19 protein-coding genes and 3 tRNA genes are annotated in these 23,849 nt (G+C 59.1%); 13 read left to right on the top strand and 9 right to left on the bottom strand.

All coding sequences use genetic code 11. The annotated features are described in order from the left end of the window. Window positions 1-140: 140 nt before the first annotated feature. Window positions 141-3,080: a GGDEF domain-containing protein gene (locus VFN25_RS12900; protein ID WP_325142537.1), complete on the top strand. Its 2,940-nt coding sequence runs from the start codon at window positions 141-143 to the stop codon at window positions 3,078-3,080. Window positions 3,081-3,116: 36 nt separating this feature from the next. On the opposite strand, the gene VFN25_RS12905 is transcribed toward VFN25_RS12900, so the two are convergent. The 3 genes from VFN25_RS12905 to ppsA form a co-directional block, all read right to left on the bottom strand. Next, window positions 3,117-3,734: a hypothetical protein gene (locus VFN25_RS12905; RefSeq protein ID WP_325142575.1), complete on the bottom strand. Its 618-nt coding sequence runs from the start codon at window positions 3,732-3,734 to the stop codon at window positions 3,117-3,119. A gap of 45 nt (window positions 3,735-3,779) precedes the next feature. Beyond that, window positions 3,780-4,331, bottom strand: a complete 552-nt coding sequence (locus VFN25_RS12910) for an FG-GAP repeat protein (protein ID WP_325142539.1) — start codon at window positions 4,329-4,331, stop codon at window positions 3,780-3,782. A 123-nt stretch (window positions 4,332-4,454) separates the two neighbouring features. Beyond that, entirely contained in the window at window positions 4,455-6,818 is a 2,364-nt protein-coding gene (ppsA, locus tag VFN25_RS12915; protein WP_414648957.1) for a phosphoenolpyruvate synthase, read from the bottom strand. Window positions 6,819-7,030: 212 nt separating this feature from the next. Here ppsA and ppsR point away from each other — a divergent pair, with 212 nt between their 5' ends. Both ppsR and VFN25_RS12925 read left to right on the top strand, forming a co-directional pair. Continuing rightward, entirely contained in the window at window positions 7,031-7,846 is an 816-nt protein-coding gene (ppsR, locus tag VFN25_RS12920) for a posphoenolpyruvate synthetase regulatory kinase/phosphorylase PpsR (RefSeq protein ID WP_414648953.1), read from the top strand. A gap of 153 nt (window positions 7,847-7,999) precedes the next feature. Continuing rightward, window positions 8,000-8,461, top strand: coding sequence for a DUF1249 domain-containing protein (locus VFN25_RS12925; RefSeq protein ID WP_325142546.1), 462 nt, complete (start codon window positions 8,000-8,002; stop codon window positions 8,459-8,461). A 67-nt stretch (window positions 8,462-8,528) separates the two neighbouring features. On the opposite strand, the gene VFN25_RS12930 is transcribed toward VFN25_RS12925, so the two are convergent. The 3 genes from VFN25_RS12930 to VFN25_RS12940 form a co-directional block, all read right to left on the bottom strand. Further along, window positions 8,529-8,605: transfer RNA gene (locus VFN25_RS12930), tRNA-Asp, on the bottom strand. Between the two features lie 73 nt (window positions 8,606-8,678). Continuing rightward, window positions 8,679-8,754: transfer RNA gene (locus tag VFN25_RS12935), tRNA-Glu, on the bottom strand. A gap of 36 nt (window positions 8,755-8,790) precedes the next feature. Beyond that, window positions 8,791-8,866: transfer RNA gene (locus VFN25_RS12940), tRNA-Ala, on the bottom strand. Window positions 8,867-9,084: 218 nt separating this feature from the next. On the opposite strand from VFN25_RS12940, the gene VFN25_RS12945 reads away from it, so the two are divergent. Continuing rightward, the gene (locus VFN25_RS12945; protein WP_325142577.1) at window positions 9,085-9,534 is read left to right on the top strand and encodes a DUF4399 domain-containing protein; all 450 of its coding nucleotides are present in this window, start codon (window positions 9,085-9,087) and stop codon (window positions 9,532-9,534) included. Window positions 9,535-9,586: 52 nt separating this feature from the next. Here VFN25_RS12945 and VFN25_RS12950 read toward each other — a convergent pair whose 3' ends face one another. Together VFN25_RS12950 and VFN25_RS12955 are read right to left on the bottom strand one after the other, a co-directional pair. Continuing rightward, entirely contained in the window at window positions 9,587-11,113 is a 1,527-nt protein-coding gene (locus VFN25_RS12950) for a right-handed parallel beta-helix repeat-containing protein (protein WP_325142548.1), read from the bottom strand. Between the two features lie 32 nt (window positions 11,114-11,145). After that, entirely contained in the window at window positions 11,146-13,161 is a 2,016-nt protein-coding gene (locus tag VFN25_RS12955) for a bifunctional 2',3'-cyclic-nucleotide 2'-phosphodiesterase/3'-nucleotidase (protein WP_325142550.1), read from the bottom strand. Window positions 13,162-13,580: 419 nt separating this feature from the next. Between VFN25_RS12955 and VFN25_RS12960 the strand changes: the two genes are divergently transcribed. The 9 genes from VFN25_RS12960 to VFN25_RS13000 all read left to right on the top strand — a co-directional run bounded on the left by VFN25_RS12960 (window position 13,581) and on the right by VFN25_RS13000 (window position 23,262). Further along, a complete protein-coding gene (locus tag VFN25_RS12960; protein ID WP_325142552.1) occupies window positions 13,581-13,853 on the top strand; it encodes a hypothetical protein in 273 nt (90 codons plus the stop codon). Between the two features lie 10 nt (window positions 13,854-13,863). Further along, complete coding sequence (locus VFN25_RS12965) at window positions 13,864-15,342, top strand: PA domain-containing protein (RefSeq protein ID WP_325142554.1); 1,479 nt, start codon at window positions 13,864-13,866, stop codon at window positions 15,340-15,342. A gap of 421 nt (window positions 15,343-15,763) precedes the next feature. Next, entirely contained in the window at window positions 15,764-18,625 is a 2,862-nt protein-coding gene (locus VFN25_RS12970; protein WP_325142556.1) for a diguanylate cyclase, read from the top strand. Window positions 18,626-18,723: 98 nt separating this feature from the next. Further along, window positions 18,724-20,127, top strand: coding sequence for a glutamate--tRNA ligase (gltX, locus tag VFN25_RS12975; RefSeq protein WP_325142558.1), 1,404 nt, complete (start codon window positions 18,724-18,726; stop codon window positions 20,125-20,127). A 70-nt stretch (window positions 20,128-20,197) separates the two neighbouring features. Beyond that, the gene (locus VFN25_RS12980) at window positions 20,198-20,530 is read left to right on the top strand and encodes a hypothetical protein (protein WP_325142560.1); all 333 of its coding nucleotides are present in this window, start codon (window positions 20,198-20,200) and stop codon (window positions 20,528-20,530) included. Between the two features lie 60 nt (window positions 20,531-20,590). Then, window positions 20,591-21,073, top strand: a complete 483-nt coding sequence (locus VFN25_RS12985; RefSeq protein WP_325142562.1) for a transcriptional repressor — start codon at window positions 20,591-20,593, stop codon at window positions 21,071-21,073. A gap of 165 nt (window positions 21,074-21,238) precedes the next feature. After that, window positions 21,239-21,664 (top strand): MerC domain-containing protein, encoded by a 426-nt coding sequence (locus VFN25_RS12990; RefSeq protein WP_325142564.1) that lies wholly within the window; start codon window positions 21,239-21,241, stop codon window positions 21,662-21,664. A gap of 417 nt (window positions 21,665-22,081) precedes the next feature. Next, on the top strand, window positions 22,082-22,948 hold the full coding sequence (locus VFN25_RS12995; protein ID WP_325142567.1) for a cation diffusion facilitator family transporter: 867 nt from the start codon (window positions 22,082-22,084) through the stop codon (window positions 22,946-22,948). 74 nt (window positions 22,949-23,022) lie between these two features. Then, window positions 23,023-23,262, top strand: coding sequence for a 30S ribosomal protein THX (locus VFN25_RS13000; protein ID WP_325142569.1), 240 nt, complete (start codon window positions 23,023-23,025; stop codon window positions 23,260-23,262). A gap of 28 nt (window positions 23,263-23,290) precedes the next feature. Here the strand turns inward: VFN25_RS13000 and VFN25_RS13005 are convergent. Continuing rightward, the coding region (locus VFN25_RS13005; RefSeq protein WP_325142571.1) for a patatin-like phospholipase family protein at window positions 23,291-23,849 on the bottom strand (559 nt) is incomplete at its 5' end.

The raw sequence follows: 23,849 nt of genomic DNA on the forward strand, positions 1-23,849 counted from the left end.
ACTACAGTACGGCCAAGTCAAGCACGGAAATGGCACATTGCCTTGCTCTTTCAAGGCTGGCACGCTTTACCGCTGAGCGCTCAATATTGGAAATGCAGAAAATCAAAGCAGCCATCTTCCTAGCGATTGGGATTCTGCTGGTGCCCGCTGTGGCGCTCGCCCAATCGGCGATGCCGCAATCGAAAACCTGGAATTTCAAGGAGATCATCGCCGACGATCAGTACGCTGCGCCACCGTTTCGAGCCATTGTCCAGAGCAAGGATGGCTTGATGTACGTCGCAGATGGTGTTGGCGTGCTGGAGTTCGATGGCATCAAGTGGGCGCGTCTGCCCTTGCCGGATTCGCGTGTGGTGACAGCATTGGGCATCACCGATGACGGCGAGATCATTGTCGGTGGCTCCGAATCCCTGCTTGCCGTTTCCAATGCAGGTGATGAAGTACGGATCAGGAATCTGGCAGGCGAGATACCGGGCGGACTGGTCGGACTCGGACATATCTGGGAGTTTGCATCAGGCAAGGGCCGGTGGTGTGTGCGCTCCGAGCCCAAATTGCTGTGCAAGGATTCCAGGGGGATATTCGTGCTGCCGGCTGAGAATCGTTTTGGCCGCTTGTACGCCGTACGAGGTGAACTCTATGTGCGTGATGATCACCTTGGCCTCAAACATGTTGTTGGTCGCAGCCTGGAACTCGTCAAAGGCGGTGATTTCTTTGCCAACCGCTTGCTCGCCGCACTCATTCCGTTCGGGACACGGGGCCTGGCCGGGATTTCGCGTGATCCATTCGAAATTGCGACATGGAACGATCTCGACCATGCTCCGATTCCCGCAAAGGTTGCCGGTGCTGGTTCGCTGAAAGGGCAAATTGGAGTCGCCAGTTCGCTGGTGGACGGATCGGTCGGATTGCCCTTCGTCAACGGCGACCTGGTGATACTGGATGGAGCCTGGAACGAAGTCGCAAGGTTTCGCGCCAGCCAGTTTGGGGCCTTGCCTGGTGCTCAGGCTATCGATGTCGATCAGGAGGGCGGTATCTGGGTTGCCTGGAGCAATGCGATCACGCGCATCGACTGGCCCTCACGGGTATCACTGTTCCAGGAATCGCAGGGGATCTATGAGTCGCCTGTCGGAGTGATCGAGGACAACCTCGGCATCATTGCCTATACCAGCAAGGGCCTCACCTTGCTCGAAGACGACGATGGCATGACGGCGTTCGAGCGAATGGAACCGAGCTATTCCTGGATTCATCGCGTGGTGAGTCAGGCTGGCGATATTCTGGTGTTGACGGAAAACGGGATATGGAGCAGTCAAGGACAGCCTCTGATTCTGCAGAAGCGGAATGTCTTTTCGCACTTCGTCAGCCCCTCGCATCCGGACGAGGCACTGGTCGGATTGCGATTGGGACTGGCCCGCATTTCGAAAGTCGGCTCGAACTGGGTCGAAAACGAGGTGCGTGATGATGTGAGTTTTGACGTGTTCGAGATCGCTCAGGATTCCGGCGGCACAATCTGGTTGTCATCGAACCTGGGCCGTATCGGGCGCCTCATTCCCAGGGCAGGCAGTGATGTTCTGGCGGATGGCGAGTTAGTCGAATTTGATCGGGGCGACGGGGTACCTACAGGAGAGCTCGATCTCAAGCTCATCGGTGGCGAGGCGTATGTCGGCAGCCTCGGTGGCTTCTATCATTTCTCCAACGGTCGCTTCGAACCGAGTTCCAAGCTGGCTTTCGAGCAGACCGGGCCGGTCAGGCGATTCCTGCCATTGAATGCGAAAGAAGTCCTGGTTGCCGGTTCATCCGGTCGACTCAGGCTTTTGTCCAGAGGTGTGTCAGGCATCTATTCGCGCCAGGAAAGCGTCTTCGATGGAATCGCCGGGTTCGGCAATATCCAGGACATCATGATGGACAAGGCCGGGATTGTCTGGCTGGCGACTGATTCTGGAGTCGTGCGCATCGATCCGACGGTCACTCTGCCCGCCGCAAAGTCACTTCAGGTTCTGGTTCGGGAGATATCCAGCGGCGAGCACGTACTTTTTTCGGGTCACGGAGCGCTGCCTGCATTGCAGCTTGCTCAAGGTGACAGCATGCGCTTTGACTTCGCCCTGCCAAGCTACCGCGCACCTGAGATCAACAGCTACCGCTCACGAATTCGCCAGCAGGATGGTAGCGAGGAGTGGAGCAAGTGGAGCCACGAGGCGCGGCGCGATTTCACCAACCTGCCGGCCGGGAATCTGATCTTCCAAGTCGAGGCTCGGGACGTGGTTGGTGGGTCGGGTGGCATCGCTTCGGTCCCGATCACCGTGATAGCCCCATGGTACCGGCGAACATCAACTCTCATCGCGTTCTGGTTGCTTGGGCTGGCCCTGGTCGTCATTGCCGTTCAATGGCGGGTTCGTGCACTGCGCGCGCGCAGTGTGGAACTGGAGCGACTGGTGGCTTCCAAGACCGAAGCGCTGCAACTTGCCGCAGCCACTGACCCCTTGACTGGTCTCTGGAACAGGCATCGCTTTGGTGAGTGGGCTCGCGACGAGGTTCCCGCGATCACCGAGAATGCAACGCGGGTCAGGGCCTGTGATCCGGTTGACGTCATCGTCTGTGCGATTGATCTCGATCATTTCAAGCGCGTCAATGATCAGCACGGACATGCCGCCGGCGATCTGGTCCTCAAGACGGTTGCGCAACGATTGCAGAAAATCCAGCGCGAAGGCGACTTGATTTTCCGCTTCGGCGGTGAGGAGTTCATCTATCTCGCCACGAACCGGCATCGCGACGAGGGTGAGAAGCTTGCCAGGCAGATCGTGGAGGAGTTGAGGCAGACCACCGTCGAGCTGGAAAGCGGCGTGCTGGTCGATCCGACCGGTTCGGTGGGTTGGTCGGTTTATCCCTTTTATCGCGATCGCGTCGAATTGTTCAGCATGGACTTTGTCCTCAGCGTCGCCGATCGCGCGTTGTATCTGGCCAAGGAGAAGGGGCGAAACTGTGCAATTGGCTATTTGCCCAATCTCGCCGTTGAAGAGATCGATCGCACCCACGCCGACTGGCGAATTCAGGTTTTCGATCGCCACCCGGATCTTCTCAAGCAGGTTTAGGGCAACGCTGATCAAGTGGCCCAACCGTCATGGCATTCAGAAGGTTCGCCGGTCGTGCTGCGTGGCGGAGTGAAGGCTGGTTGCCTTGACCAGCCGCGCGGTGCGGCTGGCGGACCTTCTGGATGCCACCACGTCAAAGGTGTAGGCGGCGCCGGAAAACAATGCCAGATTATTGTCCATGTCGCCGTTGATGCCGGTCGCGTCGCTGTCTTCTCCATAGGCGGAGACTGCGAGCAGGCCGCCATCCATCGCGACTGAGAAGCCGAAGCGGTCGGCAAAGCCTGGTTTCGATGGTTTGATGCAGGAGGCTGGTGACCAGGTTGCTCCGGTGCGGTGATACAACTGCGCCGAACCCGCGCTGGTCAACGAATTGTCGTCGGCGTCGCCATCAATCTGGTTGGCTGCACTCGAATCGAGGTCTGCGCCCACAGCCAGCAAGTTGCCGGATAGCGCAAGCGATTGTCCAAAACTGTCGTTGCGCTCGGCGTTGATCGCCTTGACGTAGGCCTGGGCCTGCCAGCCGTCGAGCTCGCTGCGATGAAAGACATAGACGGCGCCTGATGAAAATTCAGTGTTGTCGAAGGGGTTGCCGCCGACACCGCGTGCCGCGCTGTCTTCGCGGACCGTGCCGACGGCGACGGTATCGCCATCAATGGCAAGGCCACAGCGAAAGCGATCATCGACCTCGGTATTGGATGCCTACAGGTAGGCTTCCTGGACTACCGTCGATCCTTCGATCCGGTGCACATAAGCAGCCCCGGACTGATTGCTCAGGTGGCTGAAGGGATCGCCATTGACTCCCGTTGCATTGCTGTCCTCGTTTGGTGCTCCGATCACAAGCAGATCGCCGTCAATGGCGACTGCGGCACCGAAATTGTCCTGCACGTCTGAGTTGGAGGGTTTCAGGTAGGCCTGCTGCGTCCATCCACCCGGTTCCCGGACGAACACATGGACTGCGCCGGAGTCTTCCTTGGTCTGCACCGTGGGATCACCGTCGATTCCTGTCGATGCACCATCTTCGGCCGTGCTGCTCACCGGCATCAGATTGCCACTGACGGCGATCCCATCGCCGAAGCGCAATTCCGCCCGCGAATTGAGTGCCTTGAAATAGTCGCCGATCCCCACGATGGATGCCGACTCTTGTGACGAGGCGCCAGTCGACATCAGGGCCAGGCTCAGTGTCGTCAGGATCAGCGCAGGGCGAACGCGGGTCTCGCGCAGCGATGGTTGGTTCAAGACGGCTGAAAACATTCGGGCTCGCCTGCGGAACAGTCCGTACAGACTGTTCCGCAGGCGAGCCCGGGGTCATGAAGAAGTTGTGAAAGCTTGATGAGAGCGTGCGTTTGCGCGGCTTTCAGGCTGATCGGGTGCCCACTAACCCGCCTTCTTCTTGGCCAGCTTGAGCCAGGTGTCGACGACGGTGTCCGGATTGAGCGAGACCGATTCGATGCCTTCCTCCATCAACCACTCGGCGAGATCCGGATGGTCGCTCGGCCCCTGGCCGCAGATGCCGACGTATTTGCCCTTGCGCCTGGCAGTCTGAATCGCCATCGACAGCAACTTCTTGACCGCTGGATTCCGCTCGTCGAACAAGTGGGCGACGATGCTCGAATCGCGGTCGAGGCCGAGGGTGAGCTGGGTCAGATCGTTGGAGCCGATCGAGAAACCGTCAAAGATATCGAGGAACTCGTCGGCGAGCAGGGCGTTGGAGGGCACTTCACACATCATGATGATCTTGAGGTCATCGTGGCCCTGCCTGAGCCCGTTTTCAGCGAGCACTTCGACGACCTTGCGGCCTTCTTCCAGCGTGCGCACGAACGGGATCATGACCCAGGCGTTGACCAGCCCCATTTCCTCGCGGACTTTCTTCATCGCGCGGCATTCCAGCGCGAACGAGGCGGCGAAGCTCGGATCGACATAGCGGCTGGCGCCACGGAAGCCGATCATCGGGTTTTCCTCGTGCGGCTCGTAGTTCGAGCCACCAATCAGGTTGGCGTATTCGTTCGATTTGAAATCCGACAGGCGCACGATTACCGGTTGTGGCGCAAACGCGGCAGTGATCGTGGCGATGCCTTCGGCGAGGCGATCGACGTAGAAGTCGACCGGGCTTGAATAGCCGGCCATGCGCTCGTCGATCTTGCGTTTGGTGTCGGCATCCTGAGTGTCGTACTCGATCAAGGCCCTCGGATGCACACCGATATGGCTGGCGATGATCATCTCGAGGCGGGCGAGGCCGACGCCGGCATTCGGCAACATGGCGAAATCGAACGCGCGCTCGGGGTTGGCCACGTTCATCATGATCTTGAGCGGGGCAGGCGGCATCTTGTCGAGGTCGGCGGTGATGCGCTCGAATGGGAGCAGGCCTTCATAAATGAAACCGGTATCGCCTTCGGCGCAGGAAATGGTCACTTCGGCACCATCCGGAACCAGATCGAGGCCGTTGCCGGTACCGACGATGGCCGGAACGCCGAGTTCACGCGCAATGATCGCCGCATGACAGGTGCGGCCACCGCGATTGGTGACGATGGCGGCAGCCCGCTTCATCACCGGCTCCCAATCGGGATCGGTCATGTCGGCGACAAGCACGTCACCTTCCTTGACCCGGTCCATGTCCTTGATCGAGCGCACCACACGGGCGACGCCGCTGCCGATCTTCTGGCCGACCGAGCGACCTTCGGCGAGCACCGTGCCGCGCGCAGGCAGTTGGAAGCGTTCGATCTGGGTTGGGCGCACCCTGGATTTCACCGTTTCCGGGCGCGCCTGGACAATGTAGAGCTTGCCGGTGTTGCCATCCTTTGCCCACTCGATATCCATCGGCCGGCCGTAGTGATCCTCGATGGTCAGGGCCTGGCGCGAGAGTTCGTGGACATCTTCGTCGCTGAGGCAGAACCTGGAACGATCAGCAATCGGTGTCTCCTCGATGCGCACGCGCTCACCGGGAACTTCCGAATAGACCATGCGCTGCTGCTTGGAGCCGATCTGGCGGCGCAGGATGGCCTGTTTGCCGGCGCGCAGAGTCGGCTTGTAGACATAGAACTCATCCGGATTGACCGCGCCCTGGACGACCATCTCGCCGAGACCGTAGCTGCCGGTGACAAACACCGCATTGCGGAAGCCCGATTCGGTGTCGAGCGTGAACAGCACGCCGGAGGCGCCGATATCCGAGCGCACCATGAGCTGCACGCCCGCCGACAGCGAGACATCCTCATGCTTGAAGCCTTGATGGACGCGGTAGGCGATCGCGCGATCGTTGTACAGCGAGGCGAAGACTTCCTTCATGGTGTGAATGACGTCATCGGCACCGCTGACATTGAGGAAAGTTTCCTGCTGGCCGGCGAACGAAGCATCGGGCAGATCTTCCGCCGTAGCCGAGGAGCGCACGGCGACTGCGATATCCTGGCTGCCGGCTTTTTCGCAAAGCTGCGCATAGGCTTCGCGTACGGCCTTGTCGAACTCGGGAATCAGGGGTGTATCGATAACCCAGCGGCGGATTTCGGCGCCGGCCGTGGTCAGTTCGGCGACGTTGTCGACATCAAGCTTGGCCAGGCGATCCTGAATGCGTTGGGCCAGACCACTCTGGGCAATGAATTGCTGGAAGGCGTGCGCGGTCGTCGCATAACCACCCGGCACGGACACGCCGAGCTTGCTCAGGTTGCCGATCATCTCGCCGAGCGAGGAGTTCTTGCCACCAACCTTGCCAAGGTCGGACAGGCGCAACGCGTCGAGCCAAAGAACCATGTCGCTCAAGAGTCATCTCCGGGAAAATAATGCAGTGCATCATTCTACCGGCTCTGTGCGGCAGACAACACTCCATGGCAAGCAAACGGACCATGGCAGGCGGATCCGCCAGGCCAGCGGAAAGAGCCTGGCAGGCGCCTTTGCACGTGCCTGTTGACCGATTGGTGGCGCGATTGCATAGACTGCATCTCTCTGCAATGGATGGAGTTCGCATGCGACGCACCGTTTTCTTTGTCTCCGATGGCACCGGGATCACCGCTGAAACCATTGGCCACAGCGTGCTGACCCAGTTCGATAGTGTCGATTTCGAGTCGTTTCGCGTGCCATTTGTCGATTCGGAATCGAAAGCAGAACATGCGGCGCTGCGCATCAAGACCTCACATTTGAAGACCGGGGTTCGTCCGATCGTGGTCAATACGATCATGGATCAATCGCTGACCGAGATCGTAGCGACGGGTGGCGGACTGATGATGGACGTGTTCGCACCCTTTATCGGGCCGCTGCAGGACGAGCTCGGCGTGCAGCGCAGTTCGAGCGTTGGCAAGGCCCATGGCCTGACCAATTTCGCCGAATACGAGGCGCGCATCAACGCGACCAACTACGCGCTTTCACATGATGATGGCATCGATGTGCGCTATGACGACGCCGAAGCGATCCTGGTTGGCGTATCGCGGGTCGGCAAGACACCGACCTGCCTCTACATGGCCCTGCATTTCGGCGTAAGGGCGGCCAACTATCCGTTGACTGAAGAGGATCTCGAGCGCTTCGAGTTGCCCGAACGCCTGAAACCCTACAAATCCCGCCTGTATGCGTTAACCATCGATGCCCAACGCCTCGCCCAGGTCCGTGAAGCAAGACGCCCGGGCAGCGAATACGCGACCCTGGCGCAATGCAAGCGCGAGTTGGAGATTGCCGAGAAACTCTTCCGTCGTGAAGGTATTCCGACGCAGAGCACGACGAATACGTCGATCGAGGAGATCGCGAGCAAGATCCTGTCCCAGCTCGGTATCGAAAGGCATATGTTCTGAGCGCGCTGGCCGCGTTGCGGAAAGGCGATTTCTGAATGCCAGGCGAGACCATCATGGTACGCCGAATGGCTGCCGTTAAAACAGACTGGTCGACAGAATCCCCGATGCTATGATCGATCCATGTCGACATTGACGCGCCCGCGAGTATCCACCATGCCAAGCCGCTTCTCGTGGCTGATGGGTTTGCATGGCGAGAACTATCTGCGCCTGGCGCGCTTGTTCGCGCCGCAACGACTTATCGTTGGCAGCTACCGCTCGTCGGTGGACGATCATCTGGATGTCCTGCTGGAAGTGGTCGAGCATCACCCCTACACGATTGATCTGGTTCTTACCTATGCTTTGCACGATGCAGACACCGGTGGCTTGGTGCCATCGGCAAATATCCGCATGTATCGCGATGCACGCATGGCCGAGGTGTTGCACTATCACGCTGACCGGCGCCTCGAAAATGCAATTGGTCCATTGCCGCCGGCGCATACGATACTCGAGCGACGCGTACGCAAGAGCACATTTCTGAACCGTTGGCTCGAATATCTGGCCGAGCAAGGTCATTCCATTGGAACCCTGGAGCCCGTCGTATCGCCGGGCACTGAGTCGCAAGAGGCTTTTGCCTGATCGATTGTTCGTGGCCGCGAAATTCGCCCACAAAAAAACCCGCATTTGCGGGTTCTTCTGCGAAAAGTGGCGGAGCGGACGGGACTCGAACCCGCGACCTCCGGCGTGACAGGCCAGCATTCTAACCAGCTGAACTACCGCTCCACATTTTTCAGCGCGTCCTGCGCAATCCGCTATTCTCACCGATCCGACCCGATTTCGCGAGCCTTATCGTTAATGGCGTCCCCAAGGGGATTCGAACCCCTGTTACTGCCGTGAAAGGGCGGTGTCCTGGGCCTCTAGACGATGGGGACGCATAGAGAAACCTTGGAAAACCTGATCAAAATAACTGGTGGAGCCAGGCGGGATCGAACCGCCGACCTCTACAATGCCATTGTAGCGCTCTCCCAGCTGAGCTATGGCCCCGGGAGGCGCGAGAGAATAAGGAGTGTGGACTGAATCGTCAACACCTAATTGTTCGAACTGAAAGAAAATCGTTACTCAACCTGTCCTTGATCCAGGCTCGGTAGCTTCATTTCGGTGCGGCATTATACCGTTCCGCCAATACAACAACCGATTCTTGAGCAGGTCGGCGCTAAGATGGCGGCGAACTGCGTAATCAATGGAGAAATCTGATGCGTCACCTGAAACTGATACTTTCTGCCGTCGTAATTGCGGGTCTGGGTCTGTCGATGCTTCCTTTGGCCGCCGATGAAGGCAAGACAGCCAGCTTGCCACGCACCGCAGCACCGTCCGGTGTCGAGCTGTATTTCATTTCGCCGAAAGACGGTGAAACGGTTGGTCAGGAGCTCACCGTGCGATTCGGTTTGCGTGGCATGGGCGTTTCGCCGGCTGGCACGATGATCAAGGGAACCGGACATCATCATCTGTTGATTGATGTCGATTCGCTGCCAGCGCTCGATCAGCCGATTCCGGCGGATGATCATCACGTCCATTTCGGCGGTGGTCAGACCGAAACAACGATCAAGCTCGCACCCGGCAAGCACACCTTGCAACTGGATCTCGGCGATGCGCTGCATATGCAGTTCGATCCGCCGATCGTCTCGGAGAAGATCACGGTGACGGTGAAGTAAGGTTCAAGTCGGGCTTCAACAGCCGGCGAGGCCGCGTCGCTGATTCAAGCGATCAGTGTCGCTTGATTCCGAATACAGCAAGCAGACCGGCCAGCAACAGGCTCGACCAGGTTCCGAGGCCGGGTAGTGGAATCGTCTCGGTGCTGGCCTGGACCTCATAGGCACCGATATCGGCACGACCATGGGCTTCGCGCAGAAACCCGTTTCCGCGTTGGTCGGTTGGAAAATTGTCCGGGTTGCTGCCGTGATCGATGGCCGGGCTGTCTTTGGCAAGTGCATGGGTGCGTGTAGGCCCGCCATTGTCAGCAAGCTTGCCCAGATGGGGATCGCTGGCGATCGTGTCGGCGGGCAGTTTCAGAGCGTTGTTGCTGGCGACGATGAGGTTGGAAGATCCCGAAATCGTCAACGGCATCGTGCTATTGGCGTCCGCGCCGCCAAGGTTTGAGCTGTTGCCGGCGACCAGGGTGCTGATCATGATCGAGGGCAGGGCATTGTCGATAAACGAGATGCCACCGCCGTGGGATCCGGCATGGTTGTTGGTGATGGTCGAGTTTTCGATCGCCACCGAGGTGACCTGACGCACGCGCAGGCCGCCGCCGTCATCCTGTTCGGTACGATTGCCGGAAATCGTCGAATTGGACAGTTCAAGGTAGCCTTCCTGGGTCAGGCCGCCGGCAAAACGAATCGCGAAGTTGTCGCTTATCGTGCTGCGCTCGATGCGCCCGCCGTTGCGCGCGACGAACAGGCCGCCGCCGATTTCCCAGTGCGATAGCGGAGCATTGTCGGTGCCGATTGCCGAATTGCCTGAAATCGTGCTGTCGAAAATCGCCACGCCGTAGGAAAACGCGCCACCCCCGTAGGCGGCGGTACCGTTGGTCGGATGGTCACCGAATGCGGTGCTGTCGGAGATTGTGCTGTTTTGCATGGTCAGGAGACCTGACAACACGGCACCGCCATAGGAGCCGACACCGACCGCGAGACAATCACGAATCACGGAATTGCGAAGCACGAGCGCCGCACCTGTCGCCACGCAGCCGCCGAAACCGATATCGTTGTCGACTGCATCGAAACGACCGTGGGCGATGGTCAAACCCTGCAAGGTCAACGTACCCGAACCCGGATGCAGGATGATTCGGTCGCGATTTTCGGCGTCCAGAGTCAGCTGGTCAGCGCCGGGGCCAATCAGGCTGAGGTCGTCGAGTGCGATTTTCAGCGCACCCTGGCTCAAGCTGATCGTGCTGCAAGTCAACGTCGACAAATCGATGGTGTCGCCGCTGAGGGCCAGTTCGACCTGGTTACGCAGGCTGCCGGCTGAATCATCGTCGGCACAGTTGGTTACCTCGAGCACGCGCGGCTGGCTGCCACGAGGCGCCGGGCGCGATACGCGCATGGCGTCGAGGCGCGCGCGCAAGGCCGTGGTCTGCGCACTGCGTTCGTGAGCCAGTGGCCATTGCAGTGGAACGTCGGCGGGAAGCGCATTGGCCATTGCCACATCGGATAGCGCCGCGCACAGGCTCAACGCAAGCAGTTTGCGTCTGAGCATGCGCAGCGGATGGCTAGTCGATGAATGTCGTGGCATGCGTTGGGGAATCGTGGCGGATTATTGAGGAATTAGCGGCTGGCAGAGAGATCGATTGTATAGGTCGACATGCCATTTCCGTCGTTGCTGGTTTCGGAAACCCCCTTGATGCCGGAACGCCGTGCCAGATCGAGCTTGCCGCTGGCCGTATGAAACACGACGGGGCCGGCGGTTTGCAGAGAAATGAAATGCCACGGTTGATCCGAACCATTGCTGGCAAAGGTCAATCGTCGCTGTTGCCGAATCCAATCGATCAGCACACTGCGATTCATGTCCGGCGCATTGATCAGCACATGTCCTTCCCCTGTGCCGGGGAAATCGCCGCCGCCACTGGCACGGTAGTTGTTGGTGGCGAGGATAAAGGTCTGAGCCGGATCAACGGGCTTGCCATTGAAGCGCAGGTCGACGATGCGCTGGCCATACGGCTTGCTGATGTCGATCGCGTAGTGAATATCCCCCTGGATCACGTCGAAGTTGTAGCTGGGTGTTTTTCCATTCACCAGTTCCTGTGGCGACGTCAGGGTCGGATCGATCCGGTTGAAATAGCCTGCGGATTTCTCCAGCCAGGCCTTGACCCCGGCACCAGTGATTTTCACTGCGGAAAGCGTGTTCGGATAGAGATAGAGATCGGCGGCATTGCGGATGGCGAGCGTACCGGCGGCGATATCGGTGAAATCGGTTGCGCCACCGAAGCCGGCCTTGAACGGCGCTGCAGCGGAAAGCACCGGGATACCTTTCAGTTCAGGCATGTTTTCCGAGAGGTAACGTTCGACGTAGGCACGCTGGGCGCTGTTGACCGGCTGCAGCGCGCTGACGTCGCCAACGGCGGTGAAGTAGGTGGTCATGGCGAAGTCGCTCTCGCCGATCGGCGCCGAGACATAGGCAACCGTCGCCTCATGTTCGGCACTGACGGCCGCGCCAATCGCAGGATCCGCTGCGACGCCGCCGCCATCCTTGCTGCGGATATTGCGCACCTCGGCATGGCTGATGGCCGGGTCGATCCGCCAATGTCCGTCGCGTTGAACCAGTTCAAGTTCGATCAGGCCAAGACTCTTGCCCCACATGTTGCCCATCACGGCCGGCTTTCCATGGATAAAGCCGCGCTCGTTGTCGACAGCGGGCAAGCCGTTGTAGCGCGAGCTCTCGTTGCCCGGATCGGGAAACACCTGATGTGAGTGGCCCATCAGCAGTACATCGATGTCCGGCACCTCAGCCAGGTACCAGCCGGCGTTCTCCATGTTCTCGGTGTAAGGCCGCGTGTCGATACCCCCATGCGAGATCGCGATGATGAGGTCGGCACCTTCGGCGCGAAGTTCGGGCGCATAGCGACGCGCGGCTTCAACCACGCCGATCGTGGTGACCTTGCCCTGCAGATTGTCGTGATCCCAGAGCATGATCGATGGTGGCGTGAAGCCGATGATGCCGATACGGATCGGCAACTCGATGGCGCGTCCGTTCTCGTCGATTGCCTTGATCGTCCGTTGCAGCAGCTTCGTTGGCGGGAACAAGGGTTGGCCATTGTGCGCATCGAACACGTTGGCCAGCACCAGCGGGAAGCCGGGGCCCTTGCACCGACGCTCGGTGACTCCTTCGACCGTCATTGGCTGATCCGTGACCTGGCTCAGGTAGGGCAGGCCGTAGTTGAACTCGTGGTTGCCGATCGTGCCGCCGTCATAGCCGAGCACGTCCATGGCCTTGTACATGGCCAGTTTCTGGTCGCAGGCCAGCGGACTGCCTCGCGCCTGCCAGTCAGCCAGGGCGGTGCCCTGGATCGTATCGCCGGCATCGAACAACAAGGTGTTCGGGTACTCCTCACGCGCTTCGCGGATCAAGGTCGCCACGCGTTCGAAACCCAGCGAGTCATCTTCGGCAAGTTTGTAATAGTCGTAGCTGAGAATATTCGAATGAATGTCGGTGGTTTCGAGAATCGCCAGCGTGGCATGTGCACTATCGCCAACCGGCGCGGGTTGTGTTGGCGCTGTCGAGCAGCCCAGCGCGAGGAGCAGCGAAATCGCGACAATCGTCGCGATCGGGTAGCGAAAATTCATGGCAACTCCAGGGTTGAGGCAGCGCTGATCAAGTGGCGCAATCGTCATGGCATTCAGAAGGTTCGTCGAATGTGCAGCCGAACATCCGGGGGCGTCGGTCAGCGTGAGGCCTGATCGTGTCCGCATTCTGGTCTCGCTGACAAGTATTGCCGCGATTGCATTGCAAATCGAGGCTTGGCTTGACGCCGGAATCAGGCGGGATGAGCTGAAACGCCGCTTTCCTGCGCATCAGTTGTTGCGAGGATCGAATGGTCGAGTTGCTGCAACTGCAATCGCGTCTGCACGGCATCAAGACCTGATCGTTTCATGCCCGGCTTTACAAACCGCCACTTGATGAGGACAAGCCTATGTCTTTCGAAATTGGAACATTGAACGGGAGGTTCGCACGACACCGGTCGCATTGGCGGATCTTCATTGCATTGCTGATCGCAATCGCACCGGCTTCCGTCGCCCTGGCCGATCAAGCCTCAAGCGCGCAAAGTGAACCTGCCAGTCAGCCGACTCAGGCGCCTGCGATCGATCCGGTCACGGGTCTTGTCTACACCGGGCAAGCCACGCTCAGCGGTGTCGCCGTGGCGGTCGATGCCGATGGTCACCCCCGTGCGCTTTGCACTGATCCCACTGATTCGCTGGCACCGTTGCAAATGCGCGATGCCATCGATCCCGCCAGCAGCAGGCTTCGCTATGAATAGGCGGCCGACAATGAATTGCCAACCTTCGCACGGATTCCGGCCTGCCATTGCTGCCGTGTTGATCTCGGTGGTCATGGCTGCCACGCAGGCTTTTGCGGCGAACGTGGTCATCGTCAATCTCGATCAGGCGGGTGTGGGTCTCAATGACAACACGCCAGCGACCCCGGTCGGAGGCAACAACGGTACGACGCTCGGCCAGCAACGCATGAACCTGGTCCAGCGTGCCGCCAGCATCTGGGGATCACGTCTGGTCAGCAGCGTGCCGATCCGGGTCGGTGTGCAATTCGCCGGCGCATTTGCATGTGCGCAAAATCCCGGCGACTTCGTCTACCTGGCCTTTGCCGGACCAAGCGCGTACTACACGACCAACCCACCGCCGGATCCTCCACATCCGATTGTTTATCCGACAGCATTGCGCAATGCCATCCTCGGCACGGTGGCTGATCCAAGCACACCTGAAATCTCCATGCGCATCAACCCGTTGATGGACAGTCAACCTGGTTGCATCAGCGGAACCACCGGCTTCTGGTACGGCATCAGCCCGGACATCGCGCCGCCCGGCAATGCCACCAGGTATCCATTGCTGCCCCTGGTCCTGCACGAAATGGCCCATGGTCTCGGCTTTGTGCAGAATCATAATCTGCAGAATGGTTCCGGTTTTCCGCCGTACTACTACACCTTTGATACCCGGGTTTTCGACAACACTCTTGGCCTGTTCTGGACCCAGATGAGCGACAACCAGGTGCTGTTCTCGGCGGCCAACGATCCGAACGTGATCTGGAAGGGTCCGAACGTTGATGCGGTGAAATCGACGTATCTGCGCAAACCGCTGCGTCTGCGCATCGACGCGACGGCCCAGCCGGGTGAGGTTGCACAGGCGTTCTACGGGCCCTTGTTGCCGGCAACGGGATTGGCAGGCATGGCCGCGCTGGTCAATGATGGCTCGGCCAATCCCGGTGAAGGTTGCGGAACCGTGCTCAATGCGACGCAAGTGCAGGGGCGCATTGCGGTCGTCAAGCGTGGTACCTGCGGCTTCGAGCAAAAGACACGCAATGCGGCACAAGCGGGCGCAGTTGCAGTCTTGATCCTGAACAATCGCGCCGAGACTCCGGGTGACCCGTTGCCGGTTGCTGGCGGATTCGATTACACCCTGCACATACCCACGGCAACGGTTGCATATCAAACCGGGCTCACGTTGCTCTCCCAGCTCAGCGCGACGCCGAATGCGGTGGTGACCGTCGAACCGATACCCGGCAGCAGTCTGCTCGGTATCCAGACCGGCTTCATGCGCCTGCACGCACCCGCGCAGATTTCCCAGGGTTCCTCGATCAGTCATTTCACCTCCGATACCGGAGGCCCGTTGCTGATGCAGGCGGAAGTCTCGCCGACCCTGTTTGACCGGCTCGACATGACCCCGGAGTCGCTGCGCGATATCGGCTGGACGATCCTGCCGGATGATCGGATCTTCAGGAACGGATTCGAAAACTGAGTGGATCGATAGGCTGATTCGACCGCTCGCCTGCATTCGCCGCCCCTGCCCAGGCAGGGGCGGCGAAGCGTTCCGCAAGTTGATGTGAATCAGCGCTTGCGGACGCCGCTTAGGCGTCCAGTCGAGTGCGCGCCATTGGATTGCGACCTGACGTGGGCGTCAGCTTGAGGAACTGGCCGCGATCTTGCATGCTGTATTGCTTGCAGGCTATGGGTTGGCGGATTTCCGACCCGGTGCCGCGACAAGGCCGATGCGCAAAGCAGGCTGTTGAAGCTCTACTCAGTCGGCACGATCCTGCAGCAAAACGGACCTCAAAATGCTCATTTACCGTATGTAAACTGCGCTTTTTCGGCCCGTTTCGCTTTGATTCGCACTCGCCTGAGCGAATTTCAACAGCCTGATAGGGGAGCATGCAGTCTTCATGTCATACGCGTCACGTTTCATGGTCGCGATTCTGATTGTCTGCGGACTTGGCATTGGCCAATCGGGTCTGGCACAGCAACCCCTGTTTACCCGATTCGTTCCGAACCTGACCGTTTACCCCCAGTATTTCTCGGTCGCCCAGGCGGCTGATGGCATGGTGTACGTCGGCTATGACGGAGGCGTATTGCGCTATGACGGAATTCGCTGGATTGCCATCAAGGCGCCCAAGGCTGGCGCAGTACGGACTCTGCTGGTCGATCGACACGGTCGCATCTGGGTAGGTGGAAGCAACTGGTTCGGTTATGTCGAGCGCCAGTCGGACGGTAGCGATCGTCTGATCGATCTTGCACCCGGGTTCTCCGCACAACTGGGCGACGAGCATTTCGCTGATGTCTGGAGGATGCTCGAGCGCGACGAGGGGATTTACTTCGCTGCCTTGCAGCATTTGTTTCTGGTCGATACGCAAGGGAAAGCGTTGAAAATGTGGCGGCACGAAGGCCGCTTTGGTGCCATCGCCGATGTTGCTGGCAAGCTCTGGGTGCAGTGGCGCGGCCAGGGCTTGAAACAGCAGGTCGGTGACCGCTTCGAGATGGTCCCGGGTGGAGAGAGGTTTGCCGACAAGCTCATCTACAACCTGTTGCCGATGGCCAATGACCGCGTGCTGGTACGTTCACTCGATCCGTATTTCACCGTTTGGGAAAACGGAAGGTTTGTCGATCGAAAGGCGCTCAATGAAAACCCTGAAACCAGTCATTTCGGTGCGGCCATCGTGCTGGATCCGCATCGTGTCGCCTTTGCCGGTGACTCGGGCGTCGTCAGCATCGTTGATGTCGATACGCAAGAGATTTCCCGGGTCAGAATCGGCAAGGGCTACATCAGCAAGATAAGCCATGGCCGCGATGGTGCGCTGCTGATTGTCAGCAACGAGGGCTTGACCCGGATGAACTGGCCAGAACGCTGGACATCCTACGATGAGCGCAATGGCCTGCATGGTGAGGTTCACGCGATCAAGCTCATCGATGATGAACTCTATTTGCTCTCGGGTGCTGGCGTTTTCACCAGTCGTCTGATCGACGGCGAGCCGAGCCTTCCGTTCAAGCGTCATTTCTGGACCGGCAGCGAGGCATGGGCGCTGTCGAGAATCGGCGACGAGATACTTTTGGCGGATAGCCGGACATTGCTGAGTATCAAGGGCGACGAGGCCAGCGAAATCGTCGGCAATGATCTGTATCCACGATCCTTGCTCGCCTCCGCGGATCAGCCTGGCTTGCTGTGGGTCGGAACCGAACTGGGCGTTGCCGTGGTTCAACGCGAAGGCGAGGACTGGCGGATCCTGGATCGAGCGGGTGATCTCGGCTTGCTTGTTCCGAACCTTGCACGACGTGATGCGCATTCAGTCTGGGCGGGCAGCGACAGTGGAGGCTTGATGGTCGCAACCTGGCACCCGTCTGAGTCGCCAGTGCTGACCTTGCAGCCAGCCCGTTTCGATTCAGGCCCGGATACGACGACGCAAGGCAATACCGCGGTCAGCGCCATCGGAGATTATGTGCTGGTCAGCAATGACAAGGGCTTGTTCCGGATCGACGGCGGGCAGATTCGCGCAACCTCGCTGGATGGACTGGCTTCATTGAAATCCGCCGATGAAACACTGGTTTTCAAGGAGGGCCGCGATGGCGATCTCTGGGCTTCAAGCTACCGGGCGTTGTATCGGCGTCATCAAGGTGTCTGGACCGTCGCCAACATCAGTGGACTGGGAATGGGCGTTTTCGAGCCGCTGGCCGTGATGCCCGATGGTGGTGTGCTGATTGGTGGCACCGGAACCATGCTGCGAAGCAGTCGATCATGGGCTGCAAGCGCGGGGAGTGAAGGCCGCGTACAGGTGATTCGCATGCAACTGGGAGCCGGAAGTGACGAGCATCCTGCGCGCAACCTGCCGATTCAGCCTGGCAATCGAATCGAGTCGGGAAGTGGCGCAATCAGCATCGAGCTGGCCTTGCCCGAAGTGTCGTCGAGCATCATGCCCACATTCCGTTACCGACTGAAGGGGTTTGACCAGGGTTGGTCGGATTGGGCTGAGCGTGCGCTGGTCAGCTACTCCGCCTTGCGTCCGGGTAACTATGTGTTCGAGTACGAGGCACGCCGGGCCAATGGCACCGTTTCGGCCGGGGAACCCTTGCCATTCAGCATCAGCCCAAGATGGTTCGAGCGTACCGATTTGCGTATTTTTGGCTTTGTATTACTGGTCGTAGTGCTGGGCTTCCTGCTACAGCAGCGCCAGCGGCTACGCTTGAAGCGATTGTCCACGCTCAATCGGGAACTCGATTCATTGGTCCAGGCGCGCACTACCGAGTTGCAGGCCGCCAATTTGAAATTGCGTTCGATGGCCGAGCGCGACGGCTTGACCGGGCTCAGCAATCGACAGCATTTCGACAACTGTCTGGCCGATGCGTTTGCAGCCACAGTTGAGACCGCTCAACCGTTGTCGCTGATGATGATCGATGTCGACAACTTCAAGCAGTACAACGACTCGAACGGGCACCAGGCGGGTGATGATGCGCTGCGAACGATCGCCACGGTCATTGCCGATTGTCTGCGCGAGGAAGATGCGAGTCCGGCGCGCTACGGCGGTGAGGAGTTCGTTGTCATCGCAAGGGGCTGCGATTCACCGGCGGCCGAAAGAGTCGCCGAACGCGTACTTCAAAAAGTCCGCCAAGATCCTCTGGGTTTGACGATCAGCATTGGTGTTGCAACCTACCAATCGGATCGCGACCTGACACCGGGCCATTTGATCAAACGCGCCGATGCGGCTCTCTACCAGGCCAAGCGCCGTGGTCGGGATCGCATTGTCCTCGCAACCTGATTTGGCTGGATGCACGAGCTTCGGATGTTGCGTCTTGAGGGCAGGGCGGGCGCAATCTGCTACGCTTTTGGGTCCCCATTTCGCCAGTTTCTCCGTCAATGACCGTTAGAACCCGTTTTGCTCCCAGTCCGACCGGCTTCCTGCATATTGGTGGCGCGCGTACCGCGTTGTTCTGCTGGCTGGAATCACGCCATCGTGGTGGTGAATTCATTCTGCGCATCGAGGATACCGATCGCGAGCGTTCAACCCAGGAGGCCGTGCAAGCCATTCTCGATGGCATGAGCTGGCTTGGCCTTGATCACGACGAGGGCCCGTTCTACCAGACCCTGCGCATGGATCGTTACAAGCAGGTCGTCGAGGATTTGCTCAAGGCCGGCAAGGCCTACTACGCCTACGAGTCCAAGGAAGAGATCGATGCAATGCGTGCCGAAGCCATGGAAAAGGGCCTCAAGCCGCGCTACAACGGCTACTACCGTGATCGCAACGAAGCCTTTCGCGAGGACCCGAACCGGGTCATTCGCTTCAAGAATCCGGCTTCCGGCAGCGTCGTTTTCGATGACAAGGTCAAGGGCCGCATCGAGTGGAGCAATGACGAGCTCGACGATCTCGTGCTGTTTCGCTCGGATGGTTTCCCCACCTACAATTTCGCCGTTGTCGTCGATGACATTGACATGCGTATCAGCGAAGTCATCCGAGGCGATGATCACGTCAACAACACGCCGCGCCAGATCAACCTCTACAACGCACTAGGCGCGTCGGTTCCCACTTTTGCGCATCTGCCGATGATTCTCGGCCCGGACGGGCAGAAACTGAGCAAGCGGCATGGCGCGGTCAGCGTCATGCAATACCGCGACGACGGCTTTCTGCCGCACGCCGTGCTCAACTATCTGGTCCGCCTCGGTTGGTCGCATGGCGACCAGGAGTTGTTCACGCGTGAGCAGATGATCGAGTTGTTCGATATCGGCGATGCCAATCGGGCACCGTCACGCTTCGATCTGGAAAAGCTCTCGTGGATCAACCAGCAGTACATCAAGAGTGACGATCCGCTCGAATTGGTGCCGCATTTCCTCTGGCATTTGCGCGCGGCAGGTGTCGATGTGGAACGGGGGCCTGATCCGGTGGATGTCATCGTCGCCTTGCGCGAGCGTGCGCAGACGCTGAAGGAAATGGCCGAGAAAGCGAAGGTCTGGTACGAGCCGCTGGAAGATTACGATGCCGCCGCTGTGAGCAAGCACCTGAAATCGGCAACGGCATTGTCAGCCCTGCAGGCGGTGCATGAGCAACTTGGAGCAATCACGGACTGGACTGTCGAGGATATCCACGCGGCAATCAGTGCGGCGGCGGCGGCGATCGAGCAGGGCATGGGCAAGGTTGCGCAGCCGTTGCGCGTGGCCATTACCGGTACCCAGGTTTCGCCATCCATCGACCACACGGTCTTCCTCGCGGGTCGTGAAGAGGCATTACGTCGGGTGGAATCAGCGATCAGACTCGCTGGCGGCTGATTCGATGGCCGCGCTGGAATGCAGCATTGCCGGGCTGTCCGCTCTGGACACTGCGGATCTGGAATCCGTAATGCGCATGAATGAAGCCTGCCTCAAGATGCTGCTCGATCCCACTTTGTGGTTGTGGGCAACCGCATTCACCGTGGTCAGTATTGGCGGCGGTGCGCTGATCGGCTGGTACAAGGGGCGGATGACTGTCGGCATCATCTGGGCCGCCGTGCTTGGACCCTTGGGCTGGATCATCGTTGCATTTTTTAAGTCCAACCTCGCCGCTTGTCCCGAGTGCAGCAAGGGCAACCGACCAGGAGCCAGGACCTGCCGACATTGTGCCGTTGATCTGGAACAGGCGACGGCGCGCAGCGCACGTTCCCGGCTGCGCGGTGCGAAGAACGATTCGCGCTGAGATCGATGGTGCGCCTGGGTTACCATGAAGCGTTCATCCTGACGTGTCGCAATACCGAATATGCCTGCTTCTGCCCGCCAAGATCGCGCTGACCATTCCCATCACCATGATGCCGATGGATTCATTCGTGATGTGACAAAAGCCTGCAGTGAGCGCGGCTTGAGGCTTACCGCAATTCGCCTGCGCGTGCTTGAACTCGTCGCCGAATCAACGATTCCGGTCAAGGCCTATGACCTGCTTGAGCACCTCAAGGATGGACCTGGCGTGGCGGCGCCACCGACGGTTTACCGTGCTCTGGACTTTCTTCTTGAGCATGGTTTCATCCACAAGCTTGAGTCGATCAATTCGTTTGTTGGATGTCACCATCCCGGCGAATCGCATCAGGTGCCGTTTCTGATCTGTGATCGTTGTTCCAGCGCGATCGAGATTTGTGACCAGGAGGTCGCGCGCTTGTTGACCACCCAGGCTCGTGACCGCGGCTTTACGCCAGCCAGTCAGACCCTGGAAGTTCATGGCGTCTGTGCCGAGTGCTCGAACAAATAGCGGTTTTGTCCTGAGTCAGCACGGGCGGGATGACTCCCGCGCTGGAATCACAGGATGATTGTTTACGCGGCTGAAACGTTATACAGTAACAATTCATCCTCAGGCCGCCACAATGCCTGATCTTTCCTGTCTGGATAGCCTGTGATAACCACGCAACGGATCGCCATGGACGAGCGAATTTCCCAACCTCGTTCACACCACGGCCTGGAAAGCCGAATCGACCGCTTCGGTGCGCTTGCATCGATGCTTTGCGCGGTGCATTGCGCGCTGTTGCCGCTGCTGTTCGGAATTTTGCCGGCACTGGGCCTGGCATTTCTTGCTGATCATGCGTACGAGCAGATCTTTGTCAGTTTTGCCATCGTCCTCGCGTCAATCAGCCTGCTCCATGGGCTGCGCAAACATGGCAGTTACCGCGCATTGCTGATCCTTGTTCCGGGAATCCTCCTGCTCGTTGTTGGCATGCTGATCGGCGCGGATCATTCCAACCCCTGGCATGCGACCGTGGTCAGCATCGGCGGCACGCTTGTTGCGCTGTCCCATGTGATCAACATGCGCTTGACCCATGTGCATGGCCCTTCCTGTCGGCACTGATGGTGTAGGGCAACGCTGATCAAATGGCGCAATCGTCACGACATCTGTCTGCGTGAAGATCGCGGCGCGCGGGCGCAGGTGGACTGGCCGTCTCGATCGCTGTTCCCGACCCGGTTCGACATCCTGCATCGATGTAGTCGCTTCATGCCGGCGCAACAATGAGATGCGCGCAGACAGATGTCGCCTAGCCGATTGTTCTTGTTGATGCTGGTGGCTTCTGAAGGCCATGACGGCTGTGCCATTTGATCAGCGTTCCCTAGCGTGATTGTGTAACCGCGGCGAGCGTCTTTAGCATGGCTTCAACCCCACCGCACTTCTCCGGCCATGCACTCACACAACCACTCCCACGGCCCCGGCGATTCCTCGCATGATCACGCTGGGCTGAGTTCGGACGGCCGTCCCGGCAATGAGCGGCGATTGCTGTACGCGTTTGCGCTGACCACGATCACGATGGTCGTCGAGGCTTTTGGTGGCTGGATTTCCGGGTCGCTGGCCTTGCTCGCCGATGCCGGACACATGCTCGTCGATGCAGCGGCTCTGCTGTTCGCCTGGCTCGGTGCGTGGTTCGCGCGTCGACCGGCCGATTCACTACGCAGTTTCGGCTACGCCCGCCTCGAAGTACTGGTCGGTTATACCAATTCATTGACCCAGATCCTGCTCGTTGCCTGGATCGTCTACGAGGCGCTGAGCCGGTTTTTGCAACCGGCTCCAATCCTGTCAGGGATGATGTTCATCGTCGCCGTGGCCGGTTTGCTGGTAAATCTGATCGTGTTGCGTGTACTCGGCGGCCATGAACACGACGATCTCAACACGGCGGCGGCAAGATTGCATGTCATCGGCGATTTGCTCGGCTCAGTGGGTGCGGTTGCTGCAGCTTTGGCCGTGCGTTATCTCGATTGGCTGTGGGCAGACCCGCTGATTTCAATCTTTGTTTCGCTGCTGATCCTCAACAGCGCGATCCGGCTGCTCCGGCGCAGTGCGCATATCCTTCTGGAGGGCGTTCCCGAAGGCTTGGATGTTGATCAGGTCAGGATAACAATTATTAGCAATATCAAAGGAATACGTGAAATACATCATGTGCATTTATGGCAACTGGGCGGCGGTCGACGCATGGCTACCCTGCATGCGCGTTTGCATGATGAAGTGCCTTCAGAGCAAGCCATCCGCGCCATCCAGGATCTTTTGAAGGAACGCTTTTCAGTCGCCCATGCGACCGTCCAGATTGATGCGGGTGACTGTGATCAGGACCGCTGCCGTGAGGACTGTCAGGTAAAAGATGTCTGATTCGACTTGCGCTTTGCTGCGGCACTGCTATCCTTTCCGCCCTTTGTTTGACCAATTGATCTAGAGGATTTCCGATGGGCCGTGGTGACCGCAAGACCCGCAAGGGCAAAATCGCTATTCGCAGCTATGGCAACGTGCGCCCGCACGCTGACGCCAATGCTGTAGCCGCCAAGCCGAAGGCAGGCTCCGCCGCGACCAAATCGCCAGCCAAGGCCGCTGCAAAGTCGGCCGCCAAGGCGCCCGCCAAGACCGCAGCCAAGAGCGCAGCGAAGAAGGCTCCAGCCAAGAAAGCGGCAGCCAAGAAAACCGCCTGAGCGCAATCGCTCGGGTAAGATCGTGCGATCAGCCCCCGTTTTTCGGGGGTTTGTCGTTTCCGGGTTTCGTCATGTGACCGGCGTCGCTCTGATGCGCCTGAAACAAGCCTGATTCGCGATCAATGACGTGGCGCTCGGGATGCTTTACCCATTGCTCTGCGCAATGGCGTCCGTGGTCGCGCAATGCGGATAGAAAACCGATGGGGCTGCTGAATACCTTCTTGTCATGGAAGTCATGCAAGGGCTCGCCCGGTTCGATCAGCTGGATCGTTTGCTGGCCGAGCATTCCGCCCATCACCAGCGAACGCAATTCACGCAGAAACGCGCTGCTTGAGCCGAACTCGCCGATGCGTGTGGCGATTTTTTCAGGCGTCATCGGAACGTCGTTGCGATTCAGGGGCTGCACGAGCACACCCAGCAGACGCGTGCTCCGTTCTGCCCCAATCAGCGGCTCCAGTGTCGGATTGCCGGCCCAGGCGCCGTCCCAGTAGGTCTCGCCATCAATCGTCACTGGCGCAAAGATCTGCGGCAGACAGGTTGAGGCGAGCAGCGCATCCACAGCCAGTTGCTCCGTTCCGAAGATAACC

This window comes from Dokdonella sp. (assembly GCF_035703485.1).
Lineage (GTDB): Bacteria > Pseudomonadota > Gammaproteobacteria > Xanthomonadales > Rhodanobacteraceae > Dokdonella.

Bases quoted from the DNA above. Each gene is read 5' to 3' on its own strand.
- VFN25_RS12910 (WP_325142539.1), bottom strand. From the start codon at position 4,331: ATGTTTTCAGCCGTCTTGAACCAACCATCGCTGCGCGAGACCCGCGTT.
- ppsA (WP_414648957.1), bottom strand. From the start codon at position 6,818: ATGGTTCTTTGGCTCGACGCGTTGCGCCTGTCCGACCTTGGCAAGGTT.
- ppsR (WP_414648953.1), top strand. From the start codon at position 7,031: ATGCGACGCACCGTTTTCTTTGTCTCCGATGGCACCGGGATCACCGCT.
- VFN25_RS12925 (WP_325142546.1), top strand. From the start codon at position 8,000: ATGCCAAGCCGCTTCTCGTGGCTGATGGGTTTGCATGGCGAGAACTAT.
- VFN25_RS12950 (WP_325142548.1), bottom strand. From the start codon at position 11,113: ATGCCACGACATTCATCGACTAGCCATCCGCTGCGCATGCTCAGACGC.
- VFN25_RS12955 (WP_325142550.1), bottom strand. From the start codon at position 13,161: ATGAATTTTCGCTACCCGATCGCGACGATTGTCGCGATTTCGCTGCTC.
- VFN25_RS12965 (WP_325142554.1), top strand. From the start codon at position 13,864: ATGAATTGCCAACCTTCGCACGGATTCCGGCCTGCCATTGCTGCCGTG.
- VFN25_RS12970 (WP_325142556.1), top strand. From the start codon at position 15,764: ATGTCATACGCGTCACGTTTCATGGTCGCGATTCTGATTGTCTGCGGA.
- gltX (WP_325142558.1), top strand. From the start codon at position 18,724: ATGACCGTTAGAACCCGTTTTGCTCCCAGTCCGACCGGCTTCCTGCAT.
- VFN25_RS12980 (WP_325142560.1), top strand. From the start codon at position 20,198: ATGCGCATGAATGAAGCCTGCCTCAAGATGCTGCTCGATCCCACTTTG.
- VFN25_RS12985 (WP_325142562.1), top strand. From the start codon at position 20,591: ATGCCTGCTTCTGCCCGCCAAGATCGCGCTGACCATTCCCATCACCAT.
- VFN25_RS12990 (WP_325142564.1), top strand. From the start codon at position 21,239: ATGGACGAGCGAATTTCCCAACCTCGTTCACACCACGGCCTGGAAAGC.
- VFN25_RS13000 (WP_325142569.1), top strand. From the start codon at position 23,023: ATGGGCCGTGGTGACCGCAAGACCCGCAAGGGCAAAATCGCTATTCGC.